Origin of the sequence: Pantoea sp. NGS-ED-1003, assembly GCF_000738765.1 — a bacterium.
GTDB lineage: Bacteria > Pseudomonadota > Gammaproteobacteria > Enterobacterales > Enterobacteriaceae > Pantoea > Pantoea septica.
On sequence record NZ_JPQA01000008.1, the window covers coordinates 253,396 to 271,858 of the forward strand.

General features: G+C 59.1%; 14 protein-coding genes, 2 tRNA genes, 1 rRNA gene and 2 pseudogenes. 8 read left to right on the top strand and 11 right to left on the bottom strand.

What is annotated here, in order from left to right:
- Nucleotides 1-6: 6 nt before the first annotated feature.
- From JS46_RS17205 to JS46_RS17225, 5 genes and pseudogenes are all read left to right on the top strand, one after another.
- Nucleotides 7-906, top strand: coding sequence for a LysR family transcriptional regulator (locus JS46_RS17205; protein ID WP_033753486.1), 900 nt, complete (start codon nt 7-9; stop codon nt 904-906).
- Between the two features lie 45 nt (nt 907-951).
- The gene (gene yhjD / locus JS46_RS17210; RefSeq protein WP_033753488.1) at nt 952-1,968 is read left to right on the top strand and encodes an inner membrane protein YhjD; all 1,017 of its coding nucleotides are present in this window, start codon (nt 952-954) and stop codon (nt 1,966-1,968) included.
- A 276-nt stretch (nt 1,969-2,244) separates the two neighbouring features.
- Entirely contained in the window at nt 2,245-3,579 is a 1,335-nt protein-coding gene (locus tag JS46_RS17215) for an MFS transporter (RefSeq protein ID WP_033753491.1), read from the top strand.
- A gap of 80 nt (nt 3,580-3,659) precedes the next feature.
- Nucleotides 3,660-4,580: pseudogene (locus JS46_RS22940) on the top strand (LysR family transcriptional regulator).
- Between the two features lie 81 nt (nt 4,581-4,661).
- Nucleotides 4,662-5,660 (top strand): aldo/keto reductase, encoded by a 999-nt coding sequence (locus JS46_RS17225; RefSeq protein WP_033753493.1) that lies wholly within the window; start codon nt 4,662-4,664, stop codon nt 5,658-5,660.
- A gap of 60 nt (nt 5,661-5,720) precedes the next feature.
- Here JS46_RS17225 and ilvC read toward each other — a convergent pair whose 3' ends face one another.
- Nucleotides 5,721-7,196, bottom strand: coding sequence for a ketol-acid reductoisomerase (gene ilvC / locus JS46_RS17230; RefSeq protein ID WP_033753495.1), 1,476 nt, complete (start codon nt 7,194-7,196; stop codon nt 5,721-5,723).
- A gap of 162 nt (nt 7,197-7,358) precedes the next feature.
- Between ilvC and ilvY the strand changes: the two genes are divergently transcribed.
- The gene (gene ilvY, locus JS46_RS17235; protein ID WP_033753498.1) at nt 7,359-8,240 is read left to right on the top strand and encodes an HTH-type transcriptional activator IlvY; all 882 of its coding nucleotides are present in this window, start codon (nt 7,359-7,361) and stop codon (nt 8,238-8,240) included.
- On the opposite strand, the gene ilvA is transcribed toward ilvY, so the two are convergent.
- The 6 genes from ilvA to ilvL all read right to left on the bottom strand — a co-directional run bounded on the left by ilvA (nt 8,241) and on the right by ilvL (nt 14,799).
- Nucleotides 8,241-9,788, bottom strand: coding sequence for a threonine ammonia-lyase, biosynthetic (gene ilvA, locus JS46_RS17240; RefSeq protein ID WP_033753500.1), 1,548 nt, complete (start codon nt 9,786-9,788; stop codon nt 8,241-8,243).
- 3 nt (nt 9,789-9,791) lie between these two features.
- Nucleotides 9,792-11,642 (bottom strand): dihydroxy-acid dehydratase, encoded by a 1,851-nt coding sequence (ilvD, locus tag JS46_RS17245; RefSeq protein WP_033753502.1) that lies wholly within the window; start codon nt 11,640-11,642, stop codon nt 9,792-9,794.
- Between the two features lie 60 nt (nt 11,643-11,702).
- On the bottom strand, nt 11,703-12,632 hold the full coding sequence (locus JS46_RS17250; RefSeq protein WP_033753504.1) for a branched-chain amino acid transaminase: 930 nt from the start codon (nt 12,630-12,632) through the stop codon (nt 11,703-11,705).
- A 12-nt stretch (nt 12,633-12,644) separates the two neighbouring features.
- A complete protein-coding gene (gene ilvM, locus JS46_RS17255; protein ID WP_033753506.1) occupies nt 12,645-12,908 on the bottom strand; it encodes an acetolactate synthase 2 small subunit in 264 nt (87 codons plus the stop codon).
- On the bottom strand, nt 12,905-14,551 hold the full coding sequence (ilvG, locus tag JS46_RS17260; protein WP_033753508.1) for an acetolactate synthase 2 catalytic subunit: 1,647 nt from the start codon (nt 14,549-14,551) through the stop codon (nt 12,905-12,907). Before ilvG ends, ilvM begins: the two co-directional genes overlap by 4 nt.
- Before the next feature lie 149 nt (nt 14,552-14,700).
- Nucleotides 14,701-14,799, bottom strand: a complete 99-nt coding sequence (gene ilvL / locus JS46_RS23550; protein WP_071813600.1) for an ilv operon leader peptide — start codon at nt 14,797-14,799, stop codon at nt 14,701-14,703.
- A 328-nt stretch (nt 14,800-15,127) separates the two neighbouring features.
- Here ilvL and JS46_RS22945 point away from each other — a divergent pair.
- Nucleotides 15,128-16,648, top strand: a pseudogene (locus JS46_RS22945) (YifB family Mg chelatase-like AAA ATPase).
- A 27-nt stretch (nt 16,649-16,675) separates the two neighbouring features.
- Here the strand turns inward: JS46_RS22945 and JS46_RS17270 are convergent.
- On the bottom strand, nt 16,676-17,014 hold the full coding sequence (locus tag JS46_RS17270; RefSeq protein ID WP_033753510.1) for a DUF413 domain-containing protein: 339 nt from the start codon (nt 17,012-17,014) through the stop codon (nt 16,676-16,678).
- Nucleotides 17,015-17,135: 121 nt separating this feature from the next.
- Between JS46_RS17270 and hdfR the strand changes: the two genes are divergently transcribed.
- Entirely contained in the window at nt 17,136-17,960 is an 825-nt protein-coding gene (gene hdfR, locus JS46_RS17275) for an HTH-type transcriptional regulator HdfR (RefSeq protein ID WP_033753511.1), read from the top strand.
- Between the two features lie 109 nt (nt 17,961-18,069).
- Here hdfR and JS46_RS17280 read toward each other — a convergent pair.
- The 3 genes from JS46_RS17280 to rrf form a co-directional block, all read right to left on the bottom strand.
- Nucleotides 18,070-18,145, bottom strand: a tRNA-Trp gene (locus tag JS46_RS17280).
- Between the two features lie 8 nt (nt 18,146-18,153).
- Nucleotides 18,154-18,230: transfer RNA gene (locus JS46_RS17285), tRNA-Asp, on the bottom strand.
- A 74-nt stretch (nt 18,231-18,304) separates the two neighbouring features.
- Nucleotides 18,305-18,420: ribosomal RNA gene (rrf, locus tag JS46_RS17290) — 5S ribosomal RNA — on the bottom strand.
- Nucleotides 18,421-18,463 lie beyond the last annotated feature (43 nt).

An 18,463-nucleotide genomic window follows, 5' to 3' on the forward strand; every position in this document is an offset into this window, starting at 1 on the left:
AACAACATGGACAAAATTCACGCAATGCAGGTTTTTGTGCGGGTGGCGGAAATGGGCAGTTTTACCCGCGCGGCGGAGAGCCTGGGCCTGCCGAAAGGCAGCGTGTCGCGCCAGCTGCAGGCGCTGGAAAATCAGATGGGCACGCGGCTGCTGCATCGCACCACGCGCCGCGTGCAGCTTACCCAGGATGGGCTGGTCTACTACGATCGCTGTCTGGATCTGCTGTCGATGATCGACGATATGGACAGCCTGTTTCAGCACGATCCCGCCACGCTGAGCGGCAAACTGCGCGTCGATATGTCGGTAGCGATGGCGACCGGCTTTATCCTGCCGCGACTGCCGGAGTTTTTGCAGCACTACCCCGGCGTTGAAATTGAACTCAGCAGCAGCGACCGCATGGTGGACGTCATCCGCGAAGGCTTTGACTGCGTTATCCGCGTCGGCGAGCTAAAGGATTCCGGCCTGATTGCGCGAAAAATCGGCACCTATACCTTGATCAACTGCGCCAGCCCTGGCTACCTTTCCCGCTTCGGCATGCCGACGCGGCTGGAGGAGCTGTCGTCGCACGCCATGGTGCACTACACGCAACAGCTCGGTCAGCCTTCGCCCGGCTTTGAGTATTTTGACGGCAAGCAGTGCCACTACGTGCAGACTGGCGGCGTCGTGACGGTCAACAGCACGGAAACCTATCGCGCCGCCTGCCTGGCGGGACTGGGCATTATTCAGGTGCCGGCGATGGGCATCTATCCGCTGCTGGAGTCTGGACAGCTGGTGGAAGTGTTGCATGCCTTCCCGGCGAAGCCGATGCCGATCTCTCTGCTCTACCCTCATCGGCGCAATGTGGCGCGGCGCGTGCGCGTATTTATGGAGTGGCTGAGTCAGGTGTTACAGGAGTATGTCACCTGAGCGGCTATAATTGCCTTTTCAAGTAAAGCAGGATGATAACTGTCTATGACGGACAAACAGGAAAACCCGACCAGTTCCGAGCAACCTAAGCCGCTGATCGATATTCAGACCGGCAATAAAACCGTTGATGGCTCAATTCGTCGCGTATCGCGCTTTGCCGCCTGGTTTCAGGCGATTCCGGCGGTGGCGCACTTTATTCGCGCGCTGGAGCGCTTTAACGATCGTCTGGGCAGCCAGTTCGGCGCGGCTATTACCTACTTCTCGTTTTTGTCGCTGATTCCGATCCTGATGGTCTCTTTCGCCGCCGTGGGGTTCGTGCTGGCGTCGAACCAGGATCTGCTGTCGGAGCTGATCAATAAGATCGTCAACAGCATCAGCGATCCTACGCTCGCCACCACGCTGAAAAATACGGTGAACACCGCTATCCAGCAGCGCGCCACGGTGGGCATCACCGGTTTGCTGCTGGCGCTCTACTCCGGCATCAACTGGATGGGTAATCTGCGCGAAGCGGTGCGCGCCCAGTCGCGCGACGTCTGGGAACGCAAGCCGGACGATCAGGAGAAGTTCTGGAAAAAGTATCTGCGCGATCTGATTTCGCTAATCGGCCTGATGCTGGCGCTGGTGATCACGCTGTCGCTGACCTCTATCGCCGGCGCGGCGCAGGCGGCGATCGTCAACGCGCTGGGGCTGGCGGATATCGAGTGGCTGCGCCCGGCGATGACCGCCATAGCGCTGGCGATTTCGATTATGGCCAACTATCTGCTGTTCCTGTGGATTTTCTGGATCCTGCCGCGCCACAAGCCGCGCAAGAAAGCGCTGTTTCGCGGCACGCTGCTGGCGGCTATCGGCTTTGAGATCATTAAATTCGTGATGACGCTGACGCTGCCGAAGCTCGCTTCGTCGCCTTCCGGCGCAGCCTTCGGCTCTGTGCTGGGTTTGATGGCGTTCTTCTACTTCTTCGCCCGTTTGACGCTCTTCTGCGCCGCCTGGATCGCCACCGCGAAGTATAAGGACGATCCCCAGATGCCGGATTCGCGCCGCGCCTCACGTCACCAGGTGTAAAAAAAACGTTAACGGCAGCGAAAAACTCCCCCCTTCGGCTATTTTTTAATCATCCAGCAGGATGAATAGCTGAAGGGTCACTTTTATTTCCCCCTTTTATAGAGATTCCCGCTGCAAAAGGCGGGCTTCTCCCTGCCTTAATCCACGCATTCCATCGCGACACAAATTATTCACTTTTTCGCCGAAAAAGCCCGTTCTGGCGCGGTTTATCAGCGTTGAATGCGGCATGCCAGGTGCGTAATATTCCTGGTCTCTATTTACAATTAAGAAACAGTTATGCAAGCCTCCATCACAGAACCCCTGAAAAAGTCACAAGACGAAACGCCGGTGAATTCGCGCGGCAAGGTCGTGGTGGCCTCGCTGGTCGGCACCGCCATCGAATTCTTCGATTTCTATATCTACGCCACGGCGGCGGTGATTGTCTTTCCACATATTTTCTTCCCGCAGGGCGACAATACCGTGGCGACGCTGCAGTCGCTGGCGACCTTCGCTATCGCCTTCGTGGCGCGCCCGATCGGCTCCGCCCTTTTCGGCCACTTCGGCGACCGCGTGGGCCGTAAGGCGACGCTGGTGGCCTCGCTGCTGACGATGGGCGTCTCTACCGTGATTATCGGCCTGCTGCCGGGCTACCAGTCGATTGGCGTCGCGGCGCCGCTGCTGCTGGCGCTGGCGCGCTTTGGCCAGGGACTCGGCCTTGGCGGCGAATGGGGCGGCGCGGCGCTGCTGGCGACGGAAAACGCGCCGGCGAAAAAGCGCGCGCTCTACGGCTCTTTTCCGCAGCTCGGCGCGCCGATCGGCTTCTTCTTCGCCAACGGCACCTTTCTCCTGCTCTCCTGGCTGCTGACCGACGAGCAGTTTATGCAGTGGGGCTGGCGCGTGCCCTTTATTCTCTCGGCGGTGCTGGTGATTATCGGCCTCTATGTGCGCGTGTCGCTGCACGAAAGCCCGGTGTTCGCGAAGGTGCAGAAAGAGAAGAAGCAGGTGCGGGTGCCGATCGCTGCGCTGTTGAGCAAGCATCTCACCGCGACCATTCTCGGCACCTTTATCATGCTGGCGACCTATACGCTGTTCTACATTATGACGGTCTACTCGATGAGCTACGGCACCGCGCCGGCGCCTGCGGGTCTCGGCTTCTCGCGTAATAGCTTCCTGTGGATGCTGATGATGGCGGTTATCGGTTTCGGCGTGATGGTGCCGATCGCCGGTCTGCTGGCGGATCGCTTTGGTCGCCGTAAGACCATGATCGTCATTACGCTGATGATTATCGCTTTCGCCTTCCTGTTCCCGGCGATGCTGGGTTCCGGTTCGCAGGCGCTGGTGATGGCCTTCCTGCTGCTCGGCCTGAGCGTCATGGGGCTGACCTTCGGTCCTATGGGCGCGCTGCTGCCGGAGCTCTTCCCGACTGAAGTGCGCTATACCGGCGCCTCTTTCTCCTACAACCTGTCGTCGATTCTCGGCGCCTCGGTTGCGCCCTATATCGCCACCTGGCTGAACGCCCACTACGGTTTGCAGGCGGTTGGCTACTATCTGGCGTCCATGGCGGCGCTGACGCTGATTGCGCTCATCGCCTGTAAAGAGACGCGTCATCAGACGTTATACGAAGCGGTATAAGTGAAATCAGGAAACCCGGCTAAGGCCGGGTTTTTTGTCATGGTATAGTTCCTGCTGTTTGGGTATGCAGGAAAAGAACCATGGCGACGGCAACGCACCTGATTAACAGTAACCTTCCCAGCGTTAAACAGCTTTAGTGCTTTCTCGCCGTCGCGTACGCGCTCAATTTCCGCCAGGCCGCCGAGCGCCTCAACATGACCCAGCCTCCCCTGACGCGTCATATCCAGAGTCTGGAAGCGCTGCTCCACCAGCAGCTCTTTAGCCGCAGCACGCACGCGGTGAGCCTGACCGAGGATGGGCGCGCGCTGGTCGTCAGAGCGGAGAAAATTCTTGCCGATCTTGACGCCCTTAGCGCCGATGCTCTTTCCCGCCCACAGCGTCTGCGCATCGGGCTCACCCGCACGCTGGACTTTACGCGCATACCGCCTGTCGCCGCGCGGCTGGCGCAGCTGGATGCCGGCGACGAGATCGACTCGCCCGATCTGACCTCCGCCCGGCTGCTGCAGTGTCTGGCGCAGAACAGGCTCGATCTGGTGCTGACCGGAGAGAAAGGCGCCGGCGAGCAAGAGAACGTCCGCTATCGCTGGATCTGCCGCGAGCCGCTGCTTATCGCGCTGCCGACCACGCATCCCGCCAGCCGGCAGCAGCAGGTCTCGCTCGACGCGGTCAGCGACCTGCCGCTGTTCTGGTTCGCCAGGCGCGCCAATCCCGCCTTCTTTGATAAGTGCGAACAGGTTTTCGCAAAACTGAAGACGCCGCTGAAAAAAGTCAACGAGCCCGACGACTCGCTGACGATGCTGGCGCATATCGCCCGTGGCAAAGGATTCGCCCTGCTGCCGCAGTCAAAGTGCGCCTTTAATCAGGAAGGATTATGCTACCGGCCGCTGCGCGACGACCAGGCGCAGCGGCTGCATATCGACGTTTACGCCGCCACGCGCCGTGACGACGCGCGTCCGGCGCTCCTGCAGGCGCTGGAGAAGCTAAGCGACGGCGCGCCTTAATACCTTTTCAGCATCACAAAAACGGCAATTCCCTGCTGCCCCGCCCGGTGAAAGAATCAGACCCGGACAACAGGAGGCATGATGAAAACCCGTTACTTAGCAAAAAACTTCGAGGTCAGCGCCATCGGCTATGGCGCGATGGGCCTCAGCGAATTCTACGGCGCGGCGGATGATGCGCAGTCGCTGCGTGTTTTACACAAACTCATCGAGCTGGACCAGACCTTTATCGATACGGCGGATCAGTACGGCCGCGGTCACAATGAGACGCTTATCGGGCAGTTTCTGGCCGGGCTGGATAACGCCACGCGCGGCAAAATGAAAGTCGCGACCAAATGCGGCATCGAGCGCGCGGCCGACGAAGCTTACAGCCGCACCATCAACAACCGGCCGGACTATATTACCCGCTGCTGCCACGACTCCCTTAAGCGGCTTGGCGTCGAACGCATCGACCTTTTCTACCTTCATCGCGTCAGCCAGGCGACGCCGATTGAAGAGAGCATGGCGTGCCTGAGCCGCCTGGTGAAAGAGGGAAAGATAAACCATATCGGGCTGTGCGAAGTCTCTGCCGCAACCCTGCGCCGCGCGCACGCCGTTCATCCCGTCGCCGCCCTGCAGACGGAATATTCGCTGTGGACGCGCGACGTCGAGGAGGCGATCCTGCCGACGGTTAAGGCGCTGGATATTGGGCTTGTCGCCTACTCGCCGCTGGGGCGCGGTTTTCTGACCGGCAAATATCTCCGCAACAGCGACTTCGCCGAAGGCGACTTCCGCAAAAACAACGGGCGCTTTCAGCAGGAGAACCTCGATCATAACGCCGCGCTGCTGAACGCGGTACAGCCGCTGGCGGAGAAGTATGGCTGCACGACAGGCCAGATAGCGCTGGCATGGCTGCTGGCGCAGTACGCTAAGCTGGTGCCGATCCCCGGCACGAAACAGATCGGCTACCTGGTGGAAAACGCGCAGGCGGCGCAGGTGGAGCTGGAGACGGAGGACGTGGCGCTGCTGAACGGCCTCCACCAGCGCGTTCAGGTGCAGGGCGCGCGCTACACCGAAGAAGGCATGAAGGGCGTAAATGCCTGACATGAAAAACCCCGGCAAGCCGGGGTTTTTTAGTGCTGAAAAAGGTGGCGCCTGGCTGAGTTAGCTGGCAACGGCGATACGCTTCATATCGGTCATATAGCCGCGCAGTTTACGGCCAACCGCTTCGATCGGATGCTGGCGAATCGCTTCGTTGACTTCGCGCAGCTGCGCGTTATCAACCTGCGAGCCTTCAATCGCTTTACCCAGGTCGCCCGGCTGCAGCGTGGTCATAAACTCTTTCAGCAGCGGCACCGCGGCGAAGGAGAAAAGATAGTTGCCGTACTCTGCGGTGTCGGAGATAACCACGTTCATTTCATACAGACGCTTACGCGCGATGGTATTGGCGATCAGCGGCAGCTCGTGCAGCGATTCATAGTAGGCGGACTCTTCGATAATACCCGCATCGACCATGGTTTCGAACGCCAGCTCAACGCCCGCTTTCACCATCGCCACCATCAGAACGCCTTTATCGTAGTACTCTTGCTCTTCGATTTTGCCGTCGAACTGCGGCGCGGTTTCAAACGCGGTTTTGCCGGTCTCTTCGCGCCAGGTCAGCAGGTTTTTATCGTCGTTGGCCCAGTCAGCCATCATGCCGGATGAGAATTTGCCGGAGATGATGTCGTCCATATGCTTCTGGAACAGCGGCGCCATAATTTCTTTCAGCTGCTCTGAAAGCGCGTATGCGCGCAGTTTCGCCGGGTTAGAGAGGCGATCCATCATCAGGGTGATGCCGCCGAACTTCAGGGATTCGGTGATGGTTTCCCATCCGAACTGGATCAGTTTTTCGGTGTAGGCCGCATCATGACCTTCCGCCACCAGCTTATCGAAGCAGAGCAGCGAGCCGGCCTGCAGCATGCCGCACAGAATGGTCTGCTCGCCCATCAAGTCGGACTTCACTTCCGCAACGAAAGAGGATTCCAGCACGCCTGCGCGGTCGCCGCCGGTGGCCGCGGCCCAGGCTTTGGCGATCGCCATGCCTTCGCCTTTCGGATCGTTTTCCGGATGCACCGCGATCAGCGTTGGCACGCCGAAACCGCGTTTGTACTCTTCGCGCACTTCGGTGCCCGGACATTTCGGCGCCACCATCACCACGGTGATGTCTTTACGAATGGTTTCGCCCACTTCAACGATATTGAAGCCGTGCGAGTAGCCCAGCGCCGCGCCGTCTTTCATCAGCGGCTGTACCGCCTGCACGACCGCAGAGTGCTGTTTGTCCGGCGTCAGGTTAACCACCAGATCGGCTTGCGGGATCAGCTCTTCATAAGTGCCCACTTTAAAACCGTTTTCGGTGGCCTTGCGCCAGGAGGCGCGCTTCTCGGCGATCGCTTCGGCGCGCAGGGCATAGGAGACGTCCAGACCGGAATCACGCATGTTCAGGCCCTGGTTAAGGCCCTGCGCGCCACAGCCCACGATGACCACTTTTTTCCCTTTCAGGAAGCTGGCGCCGTCGGCGAATTCATCGCGCGCCATAAAGCGACATTTGCCTAACTGCGCTAACTGGTTGCGCAGATTCAGTGTGTTGAAGTAGTTAGCCATGGGGCACTCCGGTCAGATGTTGTGTTTGTTTTTGTCCTGTAACGGCGTGAACAGCAGCGCCGCGAATGACCCCATCATATGACAGGAAATCCGTTGCTTAAATTGATATATTAGCAAGGTCACATTGCAATATTTGCAACACTACTTTAGAGGTTAAGGCGTATGGATTTACGAGATCTGAAGCTGTTTCTCCATCTGGCTGAAAGCTGCCACTTCGGCCGCACCGCGCGCGCCATGCACGTCAGCCCGTCAACGCTCTCGCGTCAGATCCAGCGCCTTGAAGAGGATGTGGGACACGCGCTGTTTCTGCGCGATAACCGCACCGTTGCCCTGACGGAGGCAGGCGAACGCCTGCGCCAGTTCGCGCAGCAGACGCTGCTGCAGTATCAGCAGCTGCGCCACGTGATGGATCTTAACGGTCCGTCGCTGAGCGGCGAGCTACGCCTGTTCTGCTCGGTGACCGCCGCCTATAGTCATCTGCCGCCGATTCTGGATCGCTTCCGCGCCGAGCATCCGCAGGTAGAGATCAAGCTGACCACCGGCGACGCCGCCGACGCCATTGAGATGGTGCAGTCCGGCGAGGCGGATCTGGCCATCGCCGGGCGGCCCGAGTCGCTGCCTGCCAGCATCGACTTTACGCCGCTGGGACTCATCCCGCTGGTGCTGATCGCGCCGGCGCTGCCCTGCCCGGTGCGCAGCCAGGCGACACAGCCGTCGCCCGACTGGGCGCAGATTCCGTTTATCCTGCCCGATCAGGGTCCGGCGCGGCGCGGCATCGATCTCTGGTTTCGGCGTCGTCGCATCCCGAATCCACAAATTTACGCCACGGTTTCCGGGCATGAGGCGATTGTATCGATGGTGGCGCTCGGCTGCGGCATCGCGCTGTTGCCGGACGTGGTGCTGGAGAACAGCCCCGAGCCGGTGCGCAATCGCGTGCTGACGCTGGAGAATGTGGAGTCGGTGGCGCCGCTGGAGCTGGGCGTCTGCGTACAAAAAAAGCGGCTCGGGGAGCCGCTGATTCACGCCTTCTGGCACCTGCTGTAGCTACTGTCCGGCGAGGAAGAAGCGGAACGCCGGGTTATTGGCCTCGTCGTGGCAGTCGTAGCCCAGCTCGTTGAGGTAGCTTTCAAAATGCGGTTCGTTATCGCTGATTTCAAATGCCGCCAGCACGCGGCCGTAGTCGGTGCCGTGGCTGCGGTAGTGGAATAGCGAAATATTCCAGTGCGTACCGAGCGTTTGCAGAAACTTCAGCAGCGCGCCGGGCGCCTCAGGGAATTCGAAGCTGAACAGGCGCTCGCGCAGCGGCTTCGACGGGCGTCCGCCCACCATATAGCGCACGTGCAGCTTCGCCATCTCGTCGTCGGAGAGATCCACCACCTGATAGCCGCCCTGCGTCAGCTGGCTGATAATCTCGCCGCGCTCCTCCAGCCCGCGCGTCAGGCGCACGCCGACGAAAATGCAGGCGTTGTCGGCATCGGCGTAGCGATAGTTGAATTCAGTCACCGCGCGTCCGCCCAGCGTCTGGCAGAACTTCAGGAAGCTGCCCTGCTGTTCCGGAATGGTCACCGCCAGCAGCGCTTCACGCTGCTCGCCCAGTTCGCAGCGCTCGGAGACGTAGCGCAAGCCGTGGAAGTTGACGTTGGCGCCTGAAAGAATATGCGCCAGCCGCTCACCTTTGATGTCGTGCTGCTGGATATATTTCTTCATGCCCGCCAGCGCCAGCGCGCCTGACGGCTCCGCTATCGCGCGCACGTCTTCAAACAGATCTTTCATCGCCGCGCAGATGGCGTCGCTGTCGACGGTGATGATGTCGTCGAGATACTCCTGGCACAGGCGAAAGGTTTCGCTGCCGATGCGCTTTACCGCCACGCCTTCGGCGAACAGCCCAACGCGCGGCAGATCCACCGGCTCGCCCGCGTCGAGCGCCGCCTTCAGGCAGGCGGAGTCTTCCGACTCCACCGCGATCACCTTGATCTGCGGCATTAGCTGCTTGATCAGCACCGCCACGCCCGCCGCCAGGCCGCCGCCGCCGACCGGCACGAAAACGCGATCGAGATGCGCGTCCTGCTGCAGCAACTCCATCGCCAGCGTGCCCTGACCGGCGATCACCGCCGGATGGTCAAACGGCGGCACGAAGGTGTAGCCCTGCTGTTCCGCCAGCTCAATCGCTTTGGCTTTCGCCTCGTCGAAGTTAGCGCCGTAGAGATAAGCCTCACCGCCAAATGCGCGCACCGCATCCACCTTGATATCCGCCGTGGTCACCGGCATCACAATCAGCGATTTGATGCCGAGCCGGCTGGCGGAGAGCGCCACGCCCTGCGCGTGGTTGCCGGCCGACGCCGTTACCACGCCGCGCGCTTTCTGCTCTTCGTCTAGTCCGGCGATCATCGCGTAGGCGCCGCGCAGCTTGAAGCTGTGCACCGGCTGCCGATCCTCGCGCTTCACCAGAATGGTGTTGCCGAGACGCGATGAAATTTTTTCCATTTTTTGCAGCGGCGTCACCTGTGCGACTTCATACACGGGCGAGCGCAGCACGGCGCGCAAATATTCTGCGCCGCAGGGCGACGCAGGTAGCGGTTGAGCCTCAGCCATCGGTTAGCCTCCCAGCTTGCTCTTGTCGCGCACCGCGCCTTTGTCGGCGCTGGTGGCGAGCGATGCGTAGGCGCGCAGCGCGAAAGAGACCTGACGCACGCGGTCGTGCGGCGTGTAGGCCGCGTCGCCGCGCGCCTCTTCTTCTTCGCGACGCGCATGCAGTTCGTTGTCGGGCACCGCCAGTTTGATGCCGCGGTTCGGGATATCGATCTCGATCATGTCGCCATCTTTAACCAGCGCGATGGTGCCGCCGCTGGCCGCTTCCGGCGAGGCGTGGCCGATCGACAGACCGGAGGTACCGCCGGAGAAGCGGCCGTCGGTGATCAGCGCGCAGCTTTTGCCAAGGCCCATCGATTTCAGATAGGTGGTCGGATAGAGCATCTCCTGCATGCCCGGTCCGCCTTTTGGCCCTTCGTAGCGGATAACGACCACGTCGCCCGCCACCACTTTGCCGCCGAGAATCGCCTCGACCGCGTCATCCTGGCTTTCGTAGACTTTCGCCGGGCCTTTAAAGGTCAGGATCTCTTTGTCTACGCCGGCCGTTTTGACGATACAGCCATCTTCGGCGAGGTTGCCGTAGAGCACCGCCAGACCGCCATCCTGCGAATAGGCGTGCTCACGGGTGCGAATACATCCCTCGGCGCGGTCGTCGTCCAGCGTGTCCCAGCGGCAATCCTGCGAAAAAGCCTGGGTGGTGCGGATGCCCGCCGGACCGGCGCGGAACATATCCTTCACCGCCTGGTCTTTGGTCAGCATGATGTCGTACTGATCCAGCGTCTCGCGCATCGTCTGCTGCAGGATGTTGCGGGCGCTGGTATCGATCAGTCCGGCGCGGTCCAGTTCGCCGAGAATGCCGATCACGCCGCCTGCGCGATGCACGTCTTCCATATGGTATTTCGGGGTGCTCGGCGCCACTTTGCAGAGCTGAGGCACCTTGCGCGACAGGCGGTCGATGTCAGAAATATTGAAGTCGATTTCGCCCTCTTGTGCGGCGGCCAGCAGGTGCAGCACGGTGTTGGTGGAGCCGCCCATGGCGATATCGAGCGTCATGGCGTTTTCAAACGCCGCTTTGGTGGCGATGTTACGCGGCAGCATGTTCTCGTCATCCTGCTCGTAATAGCGTTTGGTCAAGCTCACGATGCGCTTGCCCGCGTTGATAAACAGCTCTTTGCGGTCGGCGTGGGTCGCCAGCAGCGAGCCGTTGCCCGGCTGCGACAGGCCCAGCGCTTCGGTCAGGCAGTTCATCGAGTTGGCGGTGAACATGCCGGAACAGGAGCCGCAGGTCGGACAGGCGGAGCGTTCGATCTGCTCGCTGTCGGCATCGCTCACGTTCGGGTTGGCGCCCTGAATCATCGCGTCGACCAGGTCAAGTTTGATGATCTTATCGGAGAGCTTGGTTTTCCCCGCTTCCATCGGACCGCCGGAAACGAAGATCACCGGAATATTGAGGCGCAGCGACGCCATCAGCATTCCCGGCGTAATTTTGTCGCAGTTGGAGATGCAGACCATGGCGTCGGCGCAGTGCGCGTTAACCATATATTCCACCGAGTCGGCGATCAGCTCGCGCGACGGCAGCGAATAGAGCATGCCGCCATGGCCCATGGCGATACCGTCATCCACCGCAATGGTGTTGAACTCTTTCGCCACGCCGCCCGCCGCTTCGATCTGCTCGGCGACCAGCTTGCCGAGATCGCGCAGGTGAACGTGGCCCGGCACGAATTGGGTGAATGAGTTGACCACGGCGATAATCGGTTTGCCGAAATCGGCGTCGGTCATTCCTGTGGCGCGCCACAGGGCACGGGCACCCGCCATGTTGCGGCCATGCGTGGTGGTGGCGGAACGGTACTTAGGCATGCTCTGTTTACTCCAGTCTGTAAATGACGCGGGCACAGCTGCGCCCGCGTGACGCTCTTGTTATGGGTTAACCTGATCCAGCCAGCCGTATTTGTCTTCGGTTTCGCCAGTGAACAGACCGAAGAAGGCTTTCTGGATTTTTTCGGTTACCGGGCCGCGTTTGCCTTCACCGACCTGAATGCCGTCAACGCTGCGTACCGGCGTGATTTCTGCGGCGGTGCCGGACATGAAGATCTCATCAGCCAGGTAGAGCGATTCGCGCGACAGCACCTGCTCGCGTACTTCAATGCCCATATCCTGCGCCAGCTTGATGATGGCGTCGCGGGTAATGCCCGGCAGCGCGGAAGAGGTAAACGGCGGGGTAAAAAGAATGCCGTCTTTTACTTCGAACAGGTTTTCGCCTGCGCCTTCAGAGATATAGCCGTTGGTATCCAGCGCGATGCCTTCCTGATAGCCGTGACGACGCGCTTCGCTGCCCACCAGCAGCGAGGAGAGATAGTTGCCGCCCGCTTTCGCGGCGGTCGGCAGGGTGTTCGGTGCCACGCGGTTCCATGAGGAAACCATGGCGTTAATGCCGTTTTCCAGCGCCTCGGCGCCCAGGTACGCGCCCCACGGGAAGGCGGCGATGATGACGTCAGTGGTGTAGCCGTCCGGCGGGTTTACGCCCAGGCCGACGTCGCCAACAAAGGCCAGCGGACGGATATAGGCGCTTTTCAGGTTGTTGTCACGCAGCACTTTACGCGTCGCTTCCATCAGCTCTTCTACGCTGTATTTCAACGGGAAACGATAAATTTTCGCCGAGTCGTGCAGACGCTGCATGTGTTCACGGTGGCGGAAGACGACCGGGCCTTTGTGCGAGTCGTAGCAGCGCACGCCTTCAAACACAGAAGTACCATAGTGCAGCGCGTGAGACATGACGCTGACCTTGGCGTCTTCCCACTTAACCATCTCCCCATTGAACCAAATAAAGTCAGCTTTCTTCGTGCTCATTATTATTTCCTTTCACGACCAGGCGTGGATTTGTTGTGATGTTTGTTGCTGGATTTCGACATTAGCGACATCCATTAATTTGCTTAACTGCGAAGACAGTAAATCGACTGAACGCTGGCTGGCAACGGTCATTTCGATATTAATGTTCTCGCTGTTGGCCGCCGCGCCCATGTTCATGGCGCAGACCTGGAAACCGCGATGGCGGACGACGCGTAAAATGCGCTCCAATATTTCAGGGCGAAAGCGAGCTTCGATAGACAATTGGTGCTGGTTCATACGGTTTTCTCCATCATGTTTGCGTTGCTGGCGCCAGGCGGCACCAGTGGCCAGACGTTTTCATGCTCATCAATCGCAACATGCAGGAAGTAAGAACCTTCGCTGTTCAGCAGAGCATCAAGGGCGGCGTCGACCTCGTCTTTACGGCTAATACGCTGGCCTGGTATATCAAAAGCGCTGGCCAGCGTCAGAAAATCGGGGTTGTCGGTCAGAATAGTTTCGCTGTAGCGGCCGTCGAAAAAGAGCTGCTGCCACTGGCGAACCATGCCGAGGCGCTGGTTATCGAGCAGCAGGATTTTCACCGGCAGTTTTTTACGTTTGATGGTGCCCAGCTCCTGGATATTCATCATGATCGAGCCGTCGCCCGATACGCAAATCACGGTGTCGTCGGGACGGGCGACCTGCGCGCCGACTGCGGCGGGCAAGCCGAAGCCCATGGTGCCCAGGCCGCTGGAGGTGATGAAATTTTCCGGCGCGTTGAAGTTCATATGCTGCGCGGTCCACATCTGGTGCTGGCCGACGTCGGTGGTGACGACGGCGCTGGCGGGTTTGCGATCGGAAAGCTGTTTCAGCAGCAGCGGCGCGTAGATCGCTTCGCCGGGATGATCGTAGCGCCAGCTGAATTCCGCTTTCATCGCCTTCACCTCTTCGCGCCAGCCGGCGATCTGCATCGGCATGCTCAGCGCGGGCAGGATCTGATTCATGTCGCCCTGCAGCGAAACGTGCGCGCGGCGCAGTTTATTCAGTTCGGCAGGGTCGATATCGATGTGAATGACGCTGGCGTGCGGCGCGAAAGTGTCGAGTTTGCCGGTGACGCGATCGTCGAAGCGCGCGCCGACGGCAATCAGCAAATCGCAGGACTGCACCGCCAGGTTGGCGGCTTTGGTGCCGTGCATGCCCAGCATGCCGAGATAAACCTCGCTTTCGCTATCGGCGCTGCCGAGACCTTTCAGCGTGGCGACCATGGGAATACCGGTCTCCTGCGCCATGGCGCGCAGCGCAGGCACCGCCTGCGCCATACCGACGCCGCCGCCGATATAGAGCATCGGCTTATGCGACTGCGCCATCAGCGCGCGCGCCGCTTCGATATGCTGCGCTGAATGGGCGAACGTCTCTTCGACCGGCAGCAGATGCGGAGTCAGCTCGCCGCTGGCGATTTGAATATCTTTAGGGATATCGACCAGCACCGGTCCAGGACGGCCTGACTGGGCGATAGCGAAGGCTTCCGCCATGACGGAAGGCAGCTCATCCAGCGACTCAACCAAAAAGCTGTGTTTGGTGCAGGCCAGCGACAGGCCCAGCACGTCGATCTCCTGAAAGGCGTCGGTGCCGATAAACGCCGACGAAACCTGACCGGTAATCGCCACTACCGGCACCGAATCCATCATCGCGTCGGCCAGGCCGGTGATTAAGTTTGTCGCACCAGGGCCCGAGGTCGCAATGCAGACGCCCGTTTTTCCGGTCGCGCGGGCATAGCCGATCGCCGCGACTACTGCGCCTTGTTCATGACGACACAGTAGGTGTTCCACGCCGCCATCGTAGAGCGCATCGTACACTGGCATGATGGCGCCGCCAGGATAGCCAAATACGGTGTCGACACCCTGCGCGCGTAAAGCCTGAACTACCCACTGTGCACCTGTCATGGTTATTCTCCTGTATCCTTAGGGGAACAACAGAATTTTATGCTACTGCTCATTGTTTGCTCCTCGGTAATCCGCTGATATTTGCTCTGGTCGAAAAAAAACCCCCGGACCTTTCGGTGCGGGGGTTTTTCGAATTCCAGGCTTGATTTTTAAGCCTTTCTTTCTCCAAGCGTAGCCCCGCACGGTGGGTTAATAATCACCACCACGCTAATCACGACTAGGCTAATCACTTGTAGAAGGGCTTTCATCTGTTGTCTGTTTTTTCGTTTGTTCGAAGTAATACCTACAGAGTTATCACAGTTAGCGGTGCGATGACAACTTTTTCCATCTGTTTTTTTATGACCCTGGCGTCGATAATCAGATATCAGACTGTAAATAAACGCTTATTTCATTCGTGACAAATATTCATCACGTCCGTGACGCAATAATTAAGCCCGCACTTTGTTAAGCAGCTCCAGAAAAAATGTTTTCGGGTGAATCTCTCGCCGCTTTGCTGCGGACTCTGCCGAAAGATGGATTCCTGGCTCTCGCTGTCGCCTTTCGGCCTCGCCATAATCGCCCCGTTAAGGAGCGGTTATGACATTGTCCAGAGTTCTTACCCGAGCGGCGATAGGCGTAGAAGCACCGCTGGTCACCATAGAAGCGCATATCAGCAGCGGCCTGCCCGCGCTGACGCTGGTCGGTTTGCCTGAAACCACGGTGAAAGAGGCGCGCGAACGGGTGCGCAGCGCCATTATTAATAGCGGCTTCAGCTTTCCGGCAAAGCGCATCACCATCAATCTGGCGCCCGCTGACCTGCCTAAAGAGGGCGGACGTTACGATCTGCCGATGGCGCTCGCGATTCTCGTCGCGTCTGAACAGCTTCCTGAGGCGAAACTGGCGCAGCATGAGTTTGTGGGCGAGCTTGCGCTCAACGGCGCGCTCTGCGGCGTTCAGGGGGCGATTCCGGCCGCAATGGCGGCGATGCGGGCCGGACGGCAGCTGATCCTCTCTTCGGAGAATCAGCCGGATGTTGGCCTGATCCAGCATGGCGATACGCTGGTCGCCGCCCATCTGCTGGAAGTCTGCGCCTGGCTGCAAAATCAGGGCGAGCTTGCGCGCGCCCATTATCAGCAGGATCGGTCTGAAGAATCGACGGAAGACCTGAGCGATATCATTGGTCAGGAGCAGGGACGTCGGGCGCTGGAGATTACCGCAGCGGGCGGTCATAACCTGCTGCTGATTGGCCCTCCCGGCACAGGCAAGACCATGCTGGCTACGCGTCTGCCCGGCATTATGCCGCCGCTCAGCGACGCAGAAGCGCTAGAGTGCGCCGCTATCGCCAGCCTGGTAGATAAGGTCCGCCTGCAAAAAGCCTGGCGTAAGCGCCCTTTTCGCTCGCCTCATCATAGCGCGTCGCTTTATGCGCTTATCGGCGGCGGGTCGCTGCCCCGGCCTTGAGAGATTTCGCTGGCGCATAACGGCGTGCTGTTTCTGGATGAGCTGCCGGAATTTGACCGGCGCGTGCTGGATGCGCTGCGGGAGCCTATCGAGTCTGGCGAAATCGCCATTTCCCGCGCCCGCGCGAAAGTGACCTATCCGGCGCGCTTTCAGCTGATTGCCGCCATGAACCCAAGCCCGACCGGCCACTATCAGGGGCAGCATAACCGCTGCTCGCCGCAGCAGGTGCTGCGTTATCTGAGCAAACTCTCCGGGCCTTTTCTCGATCGCTTCGACCTGTCGATTGAGGTGCCGCTGCTGCCGAGCGGGACGCTGAGCCAGCGTCCCGAGGCGGGCGAGAGTTCAGCCAGCGTCGGTGAGCGGGTGATGAAGGCGCGTGCGCTGCAAATGGCGCGTGCCGGCAAGATTAATGCGCATATGAGTAACGTCGACATCAAGATGTGGTGCGATATCGCCAGAGAGGATGCGGAATGGCTCGAAGAGGTGCTGAATCAGCTGGGATTATCCGTGCGGGCATGGCAGCGCATTTTAAAGGTGGCGCGGACGATTGCCGATCTGACGGGTGAAGAGAGGATTTTACGAAAACATCTGCAGGAGGCGGTTGCGTATCGCAGCATCGACCGGCTAATGATTCATCTTCACCGCAGCCTGGAATAAAAAATGGGGCTGATTGCCCCATTTTGTTTAGTCATCGCTGTCGCTGTAGTCTTCAACCGTATCCATCTGCGGCTTGCCGCCTGAGAGCGTATGAAAACGTTTCGGGCGCTTAATGCGAGTGGTGTATTTAGACCATACGCGCTCAGCTTCAGTTTGCGGCTCACGCAGACCACGACATACTTCTAAGAAAAGACGCTCTTCTTCCGTAGTCGGCTCACGCTTTGCTAAATCGAGTTCATTAAAAGCGAAACCATGACGTTCCAGCAATTGGGCTTCTTTAATGGTGAAATCACCATGCCGCGAGAAACCGCGCGGATAATGTTTGTTATCAAAGAAACGATTTGTGGTTGAGAAGCTTTCCGCCATCTTACACGCTCCTGATTCTCTTATGGCCGAGCTATTAATGGCGCGGAGTATTAGATAGGCTTGACAGAGTGTAAAACAAAACATTTAAATCTATACGACAAACATTTTTTGGGAGAAAGCTGTGGATACGGAATTACTGAAAACTTTCCTGGAAGTGAGCAGAACTCGCCATTTTGGGCGGGCTGCGGAAGCACTTTACCTCACACAGTCCGCCGTCAGCTTTCGCATCCGTCAGCTGGAGAATCAGCTGGGCGTTAACCTTTTTACTCGTCATCGCAATAACATACGGCTGACGTCGGCGGGAGAGCGCCTGCTGCCCTACGCGGAAAGCCTGATGAGCACATGGATGATGGCGAAAAAAGAGGTTTCGCATACGCAGCAGCACCACGAGCTGTCGATAGGGGCCAGCGCGTCGCTCTGGGAGGCCTACCTGACGCCGTGGCTGCAAACCCTGTATGAGAATCGGGAGAGCCTGCATCTTGAAGCACGCGTGGCGCAGAGGCATCTTCTGGTTAAGCAGCTTCATGAGCGCCAGCTGGATCTGCTGATCACTACCGAAGCGCCGAAAATGGATGAGCTGACCAGCCAGCAGATCGGCCATATCTCTCTGGCGCTGTTTCGGGCGCGTAAAACAGAGAAGCGAGAGAAGTACGATTATATCAAGCTGGAATGGGGTGCGGACTTTCATCAGCATGAAAGCTATTTGTCAGGCGGCGATGATGTTCCGGTGCTAACCACCACCTCGGCGCACGTGACGCGCGAGCTGCTTTATACCACGGGCGCCTGCGCCTTTTTGCCAGACTACTGGCATAGCCTGTACAGCGATCTTATGGTGATCCCCGATACGCCAGTTGCGGTACGTCCTTTATATGCTGTGTGGCTACAGAACAGCGATCAGCAGGCGCATATTCGGCAGCTGCTTAAGTTTCCGGTACTGGCGCGCTGACATAGCAGGCATAAATGGCGAAGAGGCTGACGTTGTCGGCCTTTTTTTGATCTTTTTGCCGAATAAAAAGCAAAAAAAATCCTTTGCCGAAGCAAAGGATTCTTTTTTCTGGCAGGGGCGGAGGGACTCGAACCCCCAACACCCGGTTTTGGAGACCGGTGCTCTACCAATTGAACTACGCCCCTAAAGAGGGTGGCGGTGCGGACGGGACTCGAACCCGCGACCCCCGGCGTGACAGGCCGGTATTCTAACCGACTGAACTACCGCACCACCGAATACTGCTGCTACCAGCGGGGTCTCGCTGATAACCGGTGTCACCCTCGCGGGTGGATACCAATTTGGATGCCTGGCAGTTCCCTACTCTCGCATGGGGAGGCCCCACACTACCATCGGCGCTACGGCGTTTCACTTCTGAGTTCGGCATGGGGTCAGGTGGGACCGCCGCGCTAAGGCCGCCAGGCAAATTCTTGTGCACGGAACGAATCTTTTACGCTGCTGCTGCG